16 protein-coding genes are annotated in these 15,154 nt (G+C 67.6%); 12 read left to right on the top strand and 4 right to left on the bottom strand.

Annotation, left to right across the window (positions count from 1 at the left end):
- The first annotated feature begins 81 nt into the window (after positions 1-81).
- The 5 genes from C5B90_RS17075 (at position 82) to C5B90_RS17055 (ending at position 6,334) form a co-directional block, all read left to right on the top strand.
- Positions 82-1,146: an iron transporter gene (locus C5B90_RS17075; RefSeq protein WP_115883168.1), complete on the top strand. Its 1,065-nt coding sequence runs from the start codon at positions 82-84 to the stop codon at positions 1,144-1,146.
- Between the two features lie 129 nt (positions 1,147-1,275).
- Positions 1,276-1,533 carry a DNA-binding protein gene (locus C5B90_RS17070; protein WP_115883167.1) on the top strand — a complete coding sequence of 86 codons (258 nt, stop codon included), beginning with the start codon at positions 1,276-1,278 and terminating at the stop codon, positions 1,531-1,533.
- Positions 1,530-2,939, top strand: a complete 1,410-nt coding sequence (locus C5B90_RS17065) for a hypothetical protein (RefSeq protein ID WP_115883166.1) — start codon at positions 1,530-1,532, stop codon at positions 2,937-2,939. The genes C5B90_RS17070 and C5B90_RS17065 overlap by 4 nt, the downstream gene beginning before the upstream one ends.
- 95 nt (positions 2,940-3,034) lie before the next feature.
- Positions 3,035-5,713 carry a heavy metal translocating P-type ATPase gene (locus C5B90_RS17060; RefSeq protein WP_115883165.1) on the top strand — a complete coding sequence of 893 codons (2,679 nt, stop codon included), beginning with the start codon at positions 3,035-3,037 and terminating at the stop codon, positions 5,711-5,713.
- A gap of 165 nt (positions 5,714-5,878) precedes the next feature.
- Positions 5,879-6,334 carry a high-potential iron-sulfur protein gene (locus C5B90_RS17055; RefSeq protein ID WP_115883164.1) on the top strand — a complete coding sequence of 152 codons (456 nt, stop codon included), beginning with the start codon at positions 5,879-5,881 and terminating at the stop codon, positions 6,332-6,334.
- 21 nt (positions 6,335-6,355) lie between these two features.
- On the opposite strand, the gene C5B90_RS17050 is transcribed toward C5B90_RS17055, so the two are convergent.
- Together C5B90_RS17050 and C5B90_RS17045 are read right to left on the bottom strand one after the other, a co-directional pair.
- A complete protein-coding gene (locus tag C5B90_RS17050) occupies positions 6,356-6,814 on the bottom strand; it encodes a hypothetical protein (RefSeq protein ID WP_115883163.1) in 459 nt (152 codons plus the stop codon).
- Positions 6,815-6,852: 38 nt separating this feature from the next.
- Entirely contained in the window at positions 6,853-7,425 is a 573-nt protein-coding gene (locus tag C5B90_RS17045) for a hypothetical protein (RefSeq protein WP_115883162.1), read from the bottom strand.
- Between the two features lie 110 nt (positions 7,426-7,535).
- Between C5B90_RS17045 and C5B90_RS17040 the strand changes: the two genes are divergently transcribed.
- From C5B90_RS17040 to C5B90_RS17015, 6 genes are all read left to right on the top strand, one after another.
- Positions 7,536-8,147: a hypothetical protein gene (locus C5B90_RS17040; RefSeq protein ID WP_115883161.1), complete on the top strand. Its 612-nt coding sequence runs from the start codon at positions 7,536-7,538 to the stop codon at positions 8,145-8,147.
- A gap of 1 nt (position 8,148) precedes the next feature.
- On the top strand, positions 8,149-9,507 hold the full coding sequence (locus C5B90_RS17035) for a hypothetical protein (protein ID WP_115883160.1): 1,359 nt from the start codon (positions 8,149-8,151) through the stop codon (positions 9,505-9,507).
- Positions 9,508-9,639: 132 nt separating this feature from the next.
- Complete coding sequence (locus C5B90_RS17030) at positions 9,640-11,067, top strand: FAD-dependent oxidoreductase (protein WP_115883288.1); 1,428 nt, start codon at positions 9,640-9,642, stop codon at positions 11,065-11,067.
- 222 nt (positions 11,068-11,289) lie between these two features.
- Positions 11,290-12,207: a DMT family transporter gene (locus tag C5B90_RS17025; RefSeq protein WP_115883287.1), complete on the top strand. Its 918-nt coding sequence runs from the start codon at positions 11,290-11,292 to the stop codon at positions 12,205-12,207.
- 75 nt (positions 12,208-12,282) lie between these two features.
- Positions 12,283-12,876, top strand: coding sequence for a TetR/AcrR family transcriptional regulator (locus C5B90_RS17020; protein WP_115883159.1), 594 nt, complete (start codon positions 12,283-12,285; stop codon positions 12,874-12,876).
- A 153-nt stretch (positions 12,877-13,029) separates the two neighbouring features.
- On the top strand, positions 13,030-13,236 hold the full coding sequence (locus C5B90_RS17015; RefSeq protein WP_004040969.1) for a cold-shock protein: 207 nt from the start codon (positions 13,030-13,032) through the stop codon (positions 13,234-13,236).
- A gap of 271 nt (positions 13,237-13,507) precedes the next feature.
- On the opposite strand, the gene C5B90_RS17010 is transcribed toward C5B90_RS17015, so the two are convergent.
- Positions 13,508-13,792 carry a type II toxin-antitoxin system RelE/ParE family toxin gene (locus C5B90_RS17010; protein ID WP_042662435.1) on the bottom strand — a complete coding sequence of 95 codons (285 nt, stop codon included), beginning with the start codon at positions 13,790-13,792 and terminating at the stop codon, positions 13,508-13,510.
- Positions 13,785-14,069, bottom strand: a complete 285-nt coding sequence (locus tag C5B90_RS17005) for a ribbon-helix-helix domain-containing protein (protein ID WP_115883158.1) — start codon at positions 14,067-14,069, stop codon at positions 13,785-13,787. The genes C5B90_RS17010 and C5B90_RS17005 overlap by 8 nt, the downstream gene beginning before the upstream one ends.
- A 264-nt stretch (positions 14,070-14,333) precedes the next feature.
- Here C5B90_RS17005 and C5B90_RS17000 point away from each other — a divergent pair, with 264 nt between their 5' ends.
- Complete coding sequence (locus tag C5B90_RS17000) at positions 14,334-15,008, top strand: DUF2306 domain-containing protein (protein WP_115883157.1); 675 nt, start codon at positions 14,334-14,336, stop codon at positions 15,006-15,008.
- The last annotated feature ends 146 nt before the right edge of the window (positions 15,009-15,154 follow it).

Below are 15,154 nucleotides of genomic sequence, written 5' to 3'. Positions count from 1 at the left end.
CGCTAGCGCAGGTGACTACCCGTCTCGCGGAGACGCGCGGCGACACCTCACCATGAACCGACGGCACGCCAGCGAGACACCATGAACCGACGAGACGCCATCAAGACGCTCGGCGTCGGCACTATCGCGGCCACCGCTGGGTGTCTCGGCGGATTCGAACGACAGTCGGCGTGGCGCGACCCGCCGCTCGTCGAGGACCGCCCGGCTGCGGTCTACCTGCCCGCCATCACCGAGGGGATGAAGATGTACGGCAAGACGACAGCCGGTCCGTACGGCGTCGCGCTCACCTACTCGTACCCCCATCGCTTCTGGACCGCCGCCGGCTCCGAACTCGGAAAGACGGTCGTCGAGGCCGACGACTCGATTCACCTCATGGCGTCGCTGTGGGACGCCGAAACGGGGACCGTCCTCCCGCTCGACGCCGGCGTCTCCATCGAGATTCTCCGCGACGGCGACCTCGTCAGCGAGGAGGTCGCCTACCCGATGCTCTCCCAGCAGATGGGGATGCACTACGGCTCGAACTACGTTCTCGACGGTGAGGGCGACTACGAGGCTCGCGTCCACGTCGGTGGCACCTCGCTTTCCCGAACAGGGTCGTTCGCCGGCCGGTTCGACGCGGCCGAGACGGCGACGTTCGCGTTCACCTTCGAGACCGACGACCTCTACGACGTGGAACTGAAGCGCCTCGGCGACGAGGCCGGGTCGCGCGGCGCGGTCCCCGCGATGGAGATGATGGGCGTCCCGACCGGGAAAGCGCCCGCAGTCGGCGACCTTCCCGGTCGCCACCTCGGCCGACAGACGAGCGCCGACGCCCTGTTCGACGCCTTCGTCGTCGACGACGGCTCCCGATTCGGCGTCGACGGCTCGTACCTCTACGTCTCGGCGCGGACGCCGTACAACGAGTTCGTGCTGCCGATGATGGGCGTCAGAGCCACGCTCGAACGCGGCGGAACCGCGGTCCTCGACGGGGCGCGACTCGCCCGGACGCTCGACCCCGACCTCAGCTACCACTACGGAACGGGCGTCGAGACCGTCGAATCCGGCGACGCGCTGACAATTTCCGTGGATGTGCCGCCGCAGGTCGCCCGCCACGACGGCTACGAGACGGCGTTCATGGATTTCGAACCGATTCGGTTCGATGTCTGAGGCGTCGCCCCGCCGCTGTCGTGCGTCTCGCGGCTCGCACTCGCACCCCACCACCGGAGCCGTCCGGAGCGGACGCCCGCGATGGAAACGTTCAGATGCCAACCACCCCGAACTTCGAGTGACTATCGGATGACCACGGACACAGACGCGACGCGCGACCGCCACACCTGCACAGCGTGCGGCGAGGCGTATCCGACAGCGCGGTTGCTGGTCCTCCACCGGGGCGCGAGACACCCCGACGACCTCGACGCCGGGGAGGTCGAGGCGTACCGCGAGGCGTACTACGAGGAGGAAGACGAACTCAAGTCGTTCCGCATCCGCGCGCTCGGCGTCCTCGTCCTGCTGTACTTCGGCTTCCTCATGCTGTTTATCGTCTTCGCATCATGACCCGACTCCGACCCCTCTCCCTCAGACGATTCGGTCTCGGTCTTCTACTGGCGAGCCTCCTGTCGCTTCTCGCCGACCCGGCGGCCGCGAGCAACGCCGCGGTCGGCCTCGCGGGCGCGTCGGAGGACAACCTCGCGGTCCCGCGGTGGCTCTATCTCGCCACCGGCGGCGCGACCGTCGGGGCCTCCGCGCTCCTCGCCAGCTTCGTCACCGACCGCCGATTCATCGAGCGCGTCCATCTGTGGCAGACCGGCCTCGAAGCGGGCATCTCGGACGGCCTCCTGCGCGCCCTCCGGGTCGTGGGCGGCGTCCTCGGTCTCGCGCTCCTCGCGCTCGTGGTCTATCTCGGCTACACCGGCCCGCAGGTCCCGACCGTCAGCTTCGCCGTTATCGTCGTCTTCGCGGGGCTTCGGGCCGGGTACACGATGTTCTCGTACCTCGTGGCCGACACGTGGCGCGCGCTGAACCCGTGGCGAACCGTCGTCTCGGCGGTTCCGAACGGTTTCGTCTCGTATCCCGAGCGACTCGGTCGCTGGCCGGCGGTGGCTGGGATTCTCGCGCTCGTCTGGGTCGAGACCGCGACCGACGTCACGACCCGGCCGTCGGTTCTCGCGACCGCGCTCGTCGCCTACTCGGTCGTCACGCTCGCCGGTGCGGTCGCCGTCGGCGCGGACACGTGGTTCGACAAGGTCGACCCCGTCTCCGCCTTCCTGCACTTCTACGGCCGCGTCGCACCGCTTCGGCTCGACGACGACGGCCTCTCGTTCCGCCTCCCAGGGATGCGACTCGTCACCGACGACGACCTGACGGACCTCGGCGACGTGGCCGTCGCGGTCGTCCTCGTCTGGGAACTCACCTTCAGCGGCTTCGTCACGACCGAGCAGGGCGCGGCGGCCATCCGGTGGCTCGCGGGCGTCGGACTCCCACCGCTTCTCGTCTACGGACTGCTCTACCTCGGTGGCTTCGGGGTCTTCCTCGGCCTCTACGTCCTCGCGGCGCGGGTGACCGCCCGCCGTATCGACACCTTCGAGACGCCGCTCGACCTCGCGGTCAAATTCGCGCCCTCGTTGCTCGCCATCGCTGCGGGCTACCACCTCGCGCACTACTTCGGCTTCTTCGTCTCGCTGTCGCCGATGCTGGCGGGGGCGTTGTCGTCGCCGCTGTCGTCGCCGGCGAACCCGGTCGTCCTCACGCTTCCCGCGTGGTTCGGCGGCCTGAACGTCGTGTTCGTCCTCGTCGGCCACCTGCTCGCGGTGTGGGTGGCGCACTCGCAGGCCTACCGGACCTTTCCCAGCCGACTGCAGGCCGTCCGGAGCCAGTTCCCCTTCGTCGCCGTGATGATTCTATACACGGTTCTCAGCCTGTGGCTCATCTCGCTGCCGACCGCGAGTCCGCCGTTCCTCTGATTGTTAACCTAGGTCGCTCAATTTATGAAGTTAAAACATACAACCCCCCATTTCTAACAGGTGAATTATTAACCGGTCCCTGACTACTGCCGAGTATGAGTGAACACGACGAACGCGACCCCGACCCCGGTGACGGGGCGGACGCGTCCACCAACCCGCCCGACGGCGACAGCTGCGGGTGCGACGACGCCTGCGAGGTCGAGGGAGAGTCGTCGGGAGCGGCCGACTCGACGCAGACCGACTCGTCCGTCGGGGAGTCGGGGGAAGACTCGTCGCCCGCCGCCGGTTCGGCCCGCGCGGAGTTCTCGGTGCCGGACATGGACTGCGCCTCCTGTGCGAACAAGGTCGAATCGAGCGTCCGGAAACTCGACGGCGTCGGCGACATCGACCCGCGGGCGACGACCGGCCGACTCGTCGTCGAGTACGACCCCGAACGGACCACGTCGGACGACATCCGGGGCAATATCGAGGGCGCGGGCTACGCCGTCGAAGACGGCCCCTCGACGCGCGAGGTCTCGTTCACCGTCCCCGACATGGACTGCGCCTCCTGCGCCGGAAAGGTCGAAAACGCCCTCCGCGGTGCACCGGGCGTGCTCTCCTCCGAGACGCGCCCGACGACCGGGACCGCGGTCGTCACGCTCGCGGCCGACGCGGACCTCGATTCGGTCGTCTCGGCCATCGAGGCCGCGGGGTACGAGGTCACCGAGACCGACGGCGACGAGGCGGACACCGACGCCGACGCTGACGCCGGCGCGGACCGCGAGAGCGTCTGGCGCAGCACGCGCGCGGTGAAGACGTGGATAAGCGGCGGCTTCCTCGCGACGGGCATCGCCGCCGAGTACCTGTTCGGGCTGGAACTCGTCGTCGCCAGCGTCCTCGGCATCTCGTTCACGGTCGCCGAACTGTTCTACATCGTCGGGGCCGCACTCGGCGGGCAGGCCATCCTCCGCAACGGCTACTACTCGGCGAAGAACCGCAGTCTCGACATCGACTTCCTGATGTCGGCGGCGATTCTCAGCGCCGTGACCGCGAGTCTCGTCTCCGGGCCGACGAGCCTCTACTTCGAGGCCGCGACGCTCGCGTTCCTCTTCAGCGTCTCCGAACTGCTCGAACGCTACTCGATGGACCGCACGCGCGACTCCCTCCGCGAACTGATGGACCTCTCGCCCGACGAGGCGACGGTCCTCCGCGACGGCGTCGAGACGGTCGTTCCCGTCGAGGAACTCGAACTCGGCGACGTGGTCGCCGTCAAGCCCGGCGAGAAGATTCCCGTCGACGGGACGGTGGTCACCGGCGACAGCGCGGTCAATCAGGCCCCCATCACCGGTGAGTCCGTCCCGGTCGACAAGGCCGAGGGCGACGAGGTGTTCGCGGGCACCGTCAACGAGGCGGGCTACCTCGAAGTCCGCGTCGAGTCCGCCGCGGGCGACGACACCCTCTCGCGCATCGTCTCGATGGTCGAGGACGCCCAGTCCAACAAGACCGAACGCGAGCAGTTCGTCGAGCGCTTCTCGTCGTACTACACGCCCGTCATGGTCGTCGTCGCGGTCGCGGTCGCGGCGATACCGCCGCTCGCGTTCGGCCTCGACTGGGTGACGTGGTTCGTCTACGGCATCACGATGCTCGTGCTCGCCTGCCCCTGCGCGTTCGTCATCTCGACGCCCGTCTCGGTCGTCTCGGGCATTACGTCGGCCGCGAAAAACGGCGTGCTCATCAAGGGCGGCACGCACCTCGAAGCGATGGGCTCGGTCGAGGCCATCGCCGTGGACAAGACGGGCACGCTCACGAAGGGCGAACTCACCGTCACCGACGTGGTCCCGCTCAACGGAAACTCCGAAGAGGACGTGCTCCGGTGCGCTCGCGGCCTCGAATCCCGGAGCGAACACCCCATCGGCGAGGCCATCGTCTCCCACGCCGAGGGCACGGGCGTCGCCGCCCGCGAGGTCGACGACTTCGAGAGCGTCACCGGCAAGGGCGTCCGAGCCGACCTCGACGGCGTCCCGCACTTCGCCGGCAAGCCCGGGTTCTTCGAGGAACTCGGGTTCGACCTCGAACACGTCCACGTGACCGGCCCCGGCGGGGGGCTTTCCGAGGACATCCGACAGCTCTGTGACCGCCACGGCTGTCTCAACCTCGTCGAGGACACGATTCCGCGCCTCCAGTCCGAGGGCAAGACGGTCGTCGTCGTCGGGACCGAAGACGACCTCGAAGGCCTCGTCGCCGTCGCCGACGAGGTCCGCCCCGACGCCCGCGAGACGGTCGCAAAGCTCCGCGAGGCCGGTCTCTCGGTCGTCATGCTCACCGGCGACAACGAGGGGACCGCCCGCGCCATCGCCGAGCAGGTCGGCGTCGACGACTTCCGCGCCGGTCTCCTCCCGGAGGACAAGGTCGCGGCCGTCGAGGGACTGCTCGACGAGTACGGTTCGGTCGCCATGGTCGGCGACGGTATCAACGACGCCCCGGCGCTCGCCACCGCCACCGTCGGCGTCGCCATGGGCGCGGCAGGTACCGACACCGCCCTCGAAACGGCCGACATCGCCCTCATGGCCGACGACCTCTCGAAGCTCCCGTACCTCTACGAACTCTCACACCGGGCGAACAACGTCATCCGGCAGAACATCTGGGCGTCGCTCGCCATCAAGGCCGTCCTCGCGGTCGGCGTCCCCTTCGGCTACGTCTCGGTCGCGCTCGCGGTCCTCGCGGGCGACGCCGGGATGACTATGGGCGTGACGGGCAACGCGATGCGACTCGCTCGGATTCGGCCGGACGAGTGAGGTTCACGGGACACGTCGTCCTCCCTTCCCCGAGTTTCGCTCTCTCGCCGCCCGAGTCGCGTATCCGTGTTACTTAGTACCGTGACAACATCAACACGGTCGCAATTCTTGCCACATGAGAAACGGCTGACGCGGTTTTGCCGACGCCGCGCGTCAGAGACTGGCATGGACGACGACGAGCGGACGCCACGCCGAGACGCGACCGACCGACTGACGCGGAGTCAGGATACCCGCGATGCGGGGCGCACCCGAAGGCGGTTCATCTGGCTCACCGGAACCGCCGCGATGGCGGGGTTGGCCGGTTGTTCCGGCGGCGGTGACGGTGCGACCGAGACGACGACAGCGACCGCGACCACGACGCAGTCGTCGGGGTCGACCGGGGGCGTCCCCGAGGCGTACGCGACCGCCGCGTCCCTCGACGGCACCCAGCGCAACCCTGACAGCCTCTCGTCGCAGGAGGCCGTCTCGTACCAAGACGAGCCGAAAGACGGCAAGCAGTGTTCGACCTGCCGGTACTACATCGAGGACAAAAACGGGGACGGCGTGGGCGCGTGCGCCATCGTCGCGGGCGAAATCGCTCCTGAGGGGTACTGCGTCTCTTACGTCGAATACGAGGGGTAACGCTCCGAACCTCCGTCGCGGTCAGGAGCCGTCGCCCGTCGGCCCGACGGCGCTCTGAATCCGACAGCGGATGGATTCTTCGACGCCGTCGCGCTCGACCGGAATCACCCACTTCTCGCCGCAGCCGAGGACGGTCACCATCTCGCCGTCCTGTCGGTGTTTCACCGAGACGAACACCTCGCCGCGCTCGGGGTCGTAGTCCACGAGTTCGACGAGTACGTCCTCGCCGGCGATGAGGAGGTTCTTCGCGCCGTCCAACTCGGTGACGTAGGACTCGGTGTTCCCGGCCGGGTCGGTGACGAACAGTTCGACGACCGGCACGTCCTCCCCGTCGGGGTAGCTCGCGTCGACTTCGAGCGCCCCGTCTTCGAGCCGGATGCCGTGTATCTCGACGAGCGACGCCGCGACGCCGAAGGTGTCAGCCACCTGCTGACGGAGGTCCCCCAACGGGATTCGAACCGACTCTCGAATCGTTCCCATGCCAGCCCCTACGAACGGGGGGTGTATGAGCGTGTCCGCTAGTCGTCGCCCCAGAGGGCGTCCGCGAGGCGCGACCCCGACGGGACGGCCTCGCGGAAGGGGACCGAGTCGAACGCGAGCGGCCCGTTGAGCGAGAGGAAGCCGAGTTCGCCCTCGGGCGCACGGTCGAGGTTGGTCAAGAACGCCACCTTTCGGACGGCCTCGACGCCCTCGACGGTCGCGCCGGGGTCGACCGACTCGTACAGGGCGGCGTGTTCGCGGACGTGTTCGACGCAGCGTTTCGTCGGTGCGAACAGCAACAGCGCGTGGACGCCCGGCCCCTCGCGGCCGAGTTTCGTCCGGATGGCGTGCTCGTCGTCCTTGTAGAAGTAGCGCTCCATGCGGCGATACTGGCGGAGTACCTCGTTCGCGCCGGTAGCGTGGCGGACAGCGGCGTCGGCCTTGAGTTCGATGAGGTAGTCCACCGGCTCGGGCGTCCGCACCCTGACGTACACGTCGGCGACGCCGCGGTTCCCGTAGTGGTCGTACGGCTCTTCGAGGTGGATCTCCACGTCGTCGAAGGCCGCCCGGAAGTGCTCGACCACCCGCGTCGCCAACTCGTCCTCGCGCATCTGTCGGTCGAGACGAGGCGGCCGTCGGGGAAATGTCCCGCGGTTCGGCCGGCGGCGACCCGACACATCGGAAAACACATACCGCGGGCGTTCGGTTGGAGAACCGACATATGTCCCTGCCGACCCGCAGACAGGTCCTCCGCGCCGGCGGCGCGTCCCTCGTCGCCGCGCTCGCCGGGTGTTCCGGCGAGGGTTCGAGTTCCAGTTTAGACGAGCCACACGGCCCCTCCCCGGACGCGCTCGTCACCGACTACGACCACCTCCAACTCCGCAACGACGCCGAGACCGCCATCTTCCGAAACGCCGCCCGCGACGACGAAAGGGCGGGGTCGTCGTACTTCGACAACTTCCTCGTCACTACCGACGAAGAACGCGGGAACGTCGCGGTCGTGGTCGAACCCGACGGCATCGACGAGGCCCGCGCGTTCATCGACGAGACGGATTTCGACGCGCAGACGCTCGTCATCACCCAGCACCGGCCGGACGCCTGCCACCGGGTGAAACTGCTGTACGTCACGAACCCACCGGACAGCGCCGTCCTCCTCGACTTCTGTTACCCGCTCCGGCCGGCGTCGGTCGAGTGCTCCGTGGACGACCGCCACGTCGTCGCCTCGCTGGTGCGACTGCCCTACTCATCGCAGGACGAGTCGGGCTGGGGACACGGCAGCGGAAGCAGTTGTCACCTCCCACCGTCGCTCCGAACCGAGACGGAGGACGCCTGAGATGCCCCGAACGCGACGCGACGTGCTCGCCTCGCTCGCGGGGGTCGGCGTCGCCGGACTCGCGGGCTGTACGGCACTCGACGCGGGTGAATCCGAATCCGACGACTCGGAACTCGACGCGGCGGCGCTCCGAGAGGTCATGGAACTCGGGTCGCCGGCGTTCCCGGCCCGCGTTCCGGTCCCGATTGCCGAGTCGTTCCTCGAACGAGGTCGCGCTCGCGCCCGCGAACTCCTCGATTCAGTCCCCGAGACGATGTCTTCGGAGGCGGTTCCGAACGAGGCGGTCCGAGAAATCTACGCCGAGGCGTACGCGGACGCCGCCGAGGACCTCGAACGGACGACGGCGGGCGAGACGCCCTTCGAGTCGCTTCGGGGACTGCGCTACGCCCGCGGGGCCGCGGCGATGGCGAAGGGGACCTACGACGCCGCGGTCGGCGACCTCACCGAGGCCGACGTGCGCGACGAGGCTGAGTCGGTCCGCGCCGACATCGAGTCGTTCAGGCTCGGCACGCGCTACCTCGGCGATGACCCCGACCGGGCGCTCGTCGTGTACGATGCCGTTGAGGGCCTCGCCACGGCGGCGTCCCGATATCTCGACAACGCCGACGAGTATGGCCGCTACGCCGACAGCGCCCCGGGAGTCGGCGAACTGCTCGACGCGGTCGAATCCGCGCGGGCGTCGCTCGATGGCGCGCGCCACGTCCGCGACCGCTATCTCGCCACGATTTCCGACCCGATAGACTTCACCGACGCGTTTGAATCGACAGCGACCTCGCTCGCCGAGGTCGTCGAGGACCGACTGACCGAGTATTCCGAGGTGAGAGGAGTCGACTCCACCCTCGAAGCCGAAGGGTTCGACCCCGAGGAACTCGAATTCACGCCGGCCGAGGACCTGCTGGTGGAGACGTTCGTCGAGTTCGGTTCGAGCGCCCGAACCGTCCGCGAAGCCCTCCGAAGCGACCGCTTCGCCACCGCGCTCGTGGGCTCCCACACCGCCGAGACGCACCGCCGCGCGTTCGAAGACGCTGTCACGGCGGTCAAGCGAGGCCGGTACGACTCCGTCGAGTCCGCGGCTGCGGTCAGGGACGCGAAACTCGGCGCGCTCGAAGCCCTCGAAGCCGCCCGGTCGGACGGGTCGAACCCGCACCTGACGCGGCGCGCGTTGGTCGACATCGCCCACATGGTCGGCCGCGGGGACGACTACTTCCGCGACGACTACTACGAGGACGTCGACCCTCGGGCCGCGCGAAACGCGCTCGCGCAGTACGCGACCACCGAGTTCGCCGCGCGCGAGACGCCGGCTGTGAGCGCGTGGGTGCTCGGAACGCTCGCGGCCGAACGCGGCGGCGTCGGCCGCTGACGAGCCGGTAATCTCGTTTTTACTTCCTTTCTGACGGCCGTCAACGTGTTCTTGACCGTCGTCGGCGCGTCCGTGCGCCCGCCTCGCCCGGCCGGGGAAATTACGTGTCGGCGGGCGTACCACTCTCCCACGATGTCTGCCGAACCATTCGTCGTCGTCGGCGGCGACGCCGCCGGACTCTCCGCCGCGAGCAAGTTCGCCCGCGCCGACACCGACCGCGAGGTCGTCGTCTTCGAGAAGGGCCGCTGGGTCTCCTACGCCCACTGCGGCACGCCCTACTTCGTCAAAGGCGAGGTCGAGAAGCTCACCGACATGCTCTCGCTGTCGCCCGAGGCGGCCGCCGACCGCGGCATCGACCTCCGGCGCGAACACGAGGTCGTCGCCGTCGACACCGACGAGCGGGTCGTCACGGTCGAGGGCCCCGAGGGGACGTTCGAACAGCCCTACGGCGACCTCCTCGTCGCCACTGGTGCGCGAGCGCTCCGCGAACCGATAGATGGCATCGACCTCGACGGCGCGTTCACGCTCCACGGCTTGGACGACGCGGCAGCGATTCGGTCGTTCCTCACCGACCTGGACGAGGCCTCGGTCGCCGACCTCGGGGGCGGCGGGTTCGTCGACGAGGCGCGCGCGGCCCGCTTCGGCGCGATGGAACCGCCCGAGTCGGTCGCCATCGTCGGCGGCGGCTTCGTCGGCGTCGAGATGGCTGAAGCGTTCACCGCTCACGGCCTCGACGTGCACCTGTTCCAGCGGTCCGGCCACGTCCTCGGGTCGTTCGGCGACGCCGTGGGCGAGCGGGTCGAGGAACATCTCGAAGCCCACGGCGTTACGCTCCACCTCGGCGCGTCGGTCGAGCGGCTCCGCGGCGACGACGCGGGCCGGGTCGAGGCCGTCGTCTGCGAGGGCGACGAACTCGCGGTCGACGCGGCGATGGTCGGCATCGGCCTCCGACCCAACTCGGACCTCGTCGCCGACGCGGTCGACCTCGGTGAGACGGGCGCTATCGCGGTCGACGACTACGGGCGGACGAGCGCGGAGCGCGTCTACGCCGCGGGCGACTGCGCCGAAATCGAGCACGTCGTCACCGGCGAGCCGACGTGGAACACGCTCGGCCTGCCCGCGAACCGCGCCGGGCGCGCCATCGGCCAGACCGTCGCCGGCGACCCCGAACCCATCGGGACCGTCGCGAACACCTCGGTCGTGAAGGCGTTCGACCTCGAATGCGGCCGCGCCGGCGTTACCGACCTCGACGAGGCGCGCGACGCGGGCTTCGACCCCGTTTCGAAGACTATCACCGCCGGCTCGCGGTCGGGCTACTACCCCGGGTCGGCCGAGACGACCGTCACGCTCGTCGCCGACCGCGACACCGGACGACTGCTCGGCGGCACCATCGTCGGGGCCGACCGCGCCGCCGTCAGAATCGACACCGTGGCGACCGCGCTCGCCGCCGAGTTGACCGTCGCCGAGGTGGAGCGTCTCGACCTTGGCTACGCGCCGCCGTTCAGCCCCGTCTGGGACCCGATTCTGACCGCGGCGAAGGTCCTTCGCAGCTCGCTCTAAGTCGCGACCGGTTCGAAATTCGAACCGAACAAAACGACTATTATCGATTGTGTGGTAACGATACGCTCACATGCTGGATATTACTGCAACTGAACGTGGACGTCTCGAATCCGAGTCGGCGCGGGCGGAACGGTCGGTGGGGCCGCAACGGTCGGCGGAGCCGATGGAGCAGCCGAGCCGGGCGTGGCCGAGTCGCCGAGCGCCGAGCGGAGCGTGGTGTCGGTGAACAGCCGGGTCGCCGCCGGACTGTTCGTCCTTCTGGGGCTCCTCTGGGGGAGTTCGTTCGTTGCCATCGAAGTCGGCCTCGCGTACTTCCCGCCGCTGCACTTCGCGGCACTTCGGTTCTTCCTCGCGGGCCTTATCGTCCTCGGCTACGCCGCCGTCTCGACCGACTATTGGCGGCCGCACAGCCGGACCGACTGGACGCTCGTCGGCGTCTCCGGCGGCCTCCTCATCGGCGCGCACCACGCGTTTCTCTATCTCGGACAGGAACACGTCCCCGGCGCGGTGGCGGCCATCGTCATCAGCCTCGGGCCGGTCCTGACCGCGCTGTTCGCGACGGGTATCCTCGGCGACCGCATCTCCCCGCTCGGCGTCCTCGGGTTCGGTTTCGGCTTTCTCGGCGTCGGTCTCGTCGCCCAACCGGACCCGAGCGCGCTCCTCTCCAGCGACGTGGTCGGCGTCGCCATCGTTTTCGTCGCCTCGGCGTGTTTCGCCCTCGGTGCCGTCCTGACGCGTCCCTTCTCCTCGGACATCCCGGCCCGGACGCTCCAGGCGTGGGCGATGCTGTTCGGGGCCGCGCTTCTGTCCGTCGCGGGCGTCGCCACCGGCGAATCGCTCGCGGCCATCGAGTGGTCCGGCGTCGCCGTCGGCTCGTTACTCTATCTCGCCGTCGTCAGCGGCGCGGGCGCGTTCCTCATCTACTTCGAACTGCTCGGCCGGTTCGGCCCGACGCAGATAAACCTCATCGGCTACGTCGAACCCGTCTCCGCGACGCTCCTCAGTTGGGCCTTCCTCGGCCAACTCATCGATTCCGTGACCGCGCTCGGCTTCGTCTCCATCTTCGCGGGCTTCGCGCTCATCAAGCGCCGGGCGCTCGGGGAGTTGGTCGCGGGTGCGCGCAGTCGGTCTGCGGAGTGAGGCCGCCGTCACGTCTCGCGTTTCGCCCGCGGAACAACGGACACAAGTAGTCGAGCGAGCGAACACTCACTCACCATGCCCGCCGACTCCGTGCCGCCCGAGCAGAAAGCACAGATTGCGAACGCGGTCCGCGCGGCGCTCGCCACGCACGGCTACGCTCGGCTGACGACGAAGAAGGTGGCCGCGGAGAGCGAAAAGAGCGAGGCGGGGCTGTACTACTACTACGACTCGAAAGACGAGATGATAGTCGCGTTCCTCGAAACGTCGGAGGACTACCTCGCGCGGACCCTCGACGAAATCGACGCGGAGGGGCCCGAACAGCGACTTCGAGCGGTTTGCGACATCCTCCTCGTCGACGAGGACGACCCGGCCGCCGCCGGCGTCAACATCGCCGTCATGGAACTCCTCTCGCACGCGCCGCACAACGAGACGCTCCGCGAACCCCTGCTCAGGATGGAGCGCCACACGCTCGGCGTCATCGCCGACATCGTCCGCGACGGCGTCGAACGGGGCGTCTTCCGCGAAGTCGACCCCGAGGGGACGGCCGCGTTCGTCCTCTCGGCGACCGACGGCTACACCGGCTTTGCCCTCGCACTCGGGATGGAAGGCGTCGGCGACGACCTCCGGGCGTCGCTGTCGGCGTACATCGACTCGCTGTTAGTCGAGTGAGCGCGGGTTCGGCCCGCTGCTTTCGCCGACCGCCTTCCCGTCCGGCACATTTCGCCGAATCGGCCGTTTGGAGTGGACAAACGTCTGTCGAAGGGTCGTGGTACCTTGACTCTCAGAAGTGTTATCCGTCGGGCTCCCCTCGATTCGTTCGTAATGGCACACGGCAAAGTTGATTTCTTCAACGACACTGGCGGCTACGGTTTCATCTCTACTGACGACGGCGACCTCGACGACGACGAAGACGTGTTCTTCCACATGGAAGACGTCGGCGGCGACGACCTCACCGAAGGCACCGAAGTCGAGTTCGACATCGAGTCCTCGCCCAAGGGCCCCCGCGCGGCGAACGTCGTCCGGCAGTAACACCGAGACGCGACTGCCGGTTACCTCGGCAGACGCCGACCTCGATTTTTCAGACTATCACGCGCTGAGCCGATGCGCTCCGCACCTGTACCTGTACTCGCTCCCCGTGAAGGGGTAGACTGTCTCTCTCGGTCATAATCACGGCACTCTGGAATGCTCCGTCTAACCGTGATTTTCCGGCTCTGTTGAAATCCTCAGTCACTGATAGTTTGTTGAGGCCGTGCTGAATACAGAGCGCGAGTCGGTCAAAGATCGCCTGCAGTAAAGAGTGTCAATCGTCGTCGGCAGTGTATGCTCCACCACGACGCTTGATTCGAGCGACGACCATCCGCTGTTCGGATTGACGGAAGGTCACGGCTAATCGGAACTCACCGATGCGTACCTTCTTGTGCGGACTGTTCTGGAGTGGTTCGCCATAGTCCGGTGGATCTCGCCACGGCGAGTCAGCGATCTCGTCGAGCTTGTTCAGTATCCGCTCTTGCTCAGGAGGAGAAAGGGCTGAAAGGTCGTCCTGTGCTGTTGATGTGAGTTCCCACGTCCAGTCCTCCTCACTCATTGCTGTCCGTTCCGAACTGCTCGCGGGCTTCATCGGCACTCATCGTCCGTCCCTCACGGATGTCCTCCTCTGCTTGGAGGAGCGCGATGAGTTCATCGCGGTCAAACGTCGGGAATTCGGTCGCGTCTCGGAGGGTGTAGCGGATGAATTCACTTCGACTGTTGAACCCACGTCCCTGCCATGTGCTGTCTATTTCGTCGAGAAACGACTGTGTGACTTTGAAATTCACCGTGACAATCTCGTCATCACCGTTTGGTCCCGTGGTTGCTTCAGACATACGCTGGTATTACGCACGTCTTACTAAATCAATTTCGGCGGGTTGCTACCTGCTGAACTCTCCCTCTGTCTGTGTCGCGCGGATTCTGTCAAAGTCTAAGGATTTCAACAGAGCCGATTTCCCTAATGCACTAAGTAAGTACTCACTCAGCAGATTTATATCGCTCCTCGAACGAGTCGATTCCATGCCGAGTCCACTCACGAGCCGCGCCCCGCAGAGCCGAGTCACCCCCCGTCAGTCGCCCGCTCTTCCCGGGGTTCCCCGATGACGCTCGTCGAGGACGCGACGCTCGGCGTCCACATCGTCGCCGGGTTCGCGGCGCTGTTCGCCGGCTTCGGCGCGATAGTCACGAAGAAGGGCGGTCGTCGCCACCGGCGGGCGGGGCGAATTTACGTCGTGGGGATGACCGTCGTCGCGGTCACGTCGCTCGCGCTGTTCGCCCTCGCGCCGACCCGCGGGCGGACGTTCCTCGCGCTCGTCGCGGTGTTCAGCTACTACTTCGTCTTCTCGGGCGACCGCGTCCTCTCGCGGAAGCGCCCGACCGACAGGCCCGAACCGCTCGATTGGGTCGCAGTCGGCCTGCTCACCGCCGCCGGCGTTGGTCTCCTCGTCATGGGTGTGCTCCGGTTCCTCGCCGGCGATAGCTTCGCCACCGTGATGCTCGTGTTCGGCGCGGCCGGTGCCGGCTTCGGCGTCCGCGACCTCGCCGCTTTCCGCCGCGAGCGGGCCGAGTCGCGCGAGTGGTTCTTCGAGCACATCGGGCGCATGGGCGGCGGCTACATCGCCACTGTCACCGCCTTCTCGTCGGTCAACTTCGACTTCCTCCCGACCGTCGCCGCGTGGCTCTGGCCGACCGTCGTCGGCACGCCGCTCATCTTCGTCGCCATCCGGAAGTACAAACGCGGGTCGTCCGGCGCGTCCGCCTCGACCGCGGACTGACGCCGATTCGCGGGCGGTCGCTCGCTTCGCTGTTTCCTCGCCGCTCTCGTCGATGTTCTGCCTCTCATTGAGAGTGGCAGCGCTCACCGGCGAACCCGCGATTGGTACCGTATAGCAATCGAAGACAATTGAATAACAGCGCTTAT

This window comes from Haloferax sp. Atlit-12N (assembly GCF_003383095.1).
GTDB lineage: Archaea > Halobacteriota > Halobacteria > Halobacteriales > Haloferacaceae > Haloferax.
Note: the sequence above shows the minus strand (reverse complement) of the source record. Positions and strands in the feature narration are given on the sequence as shown.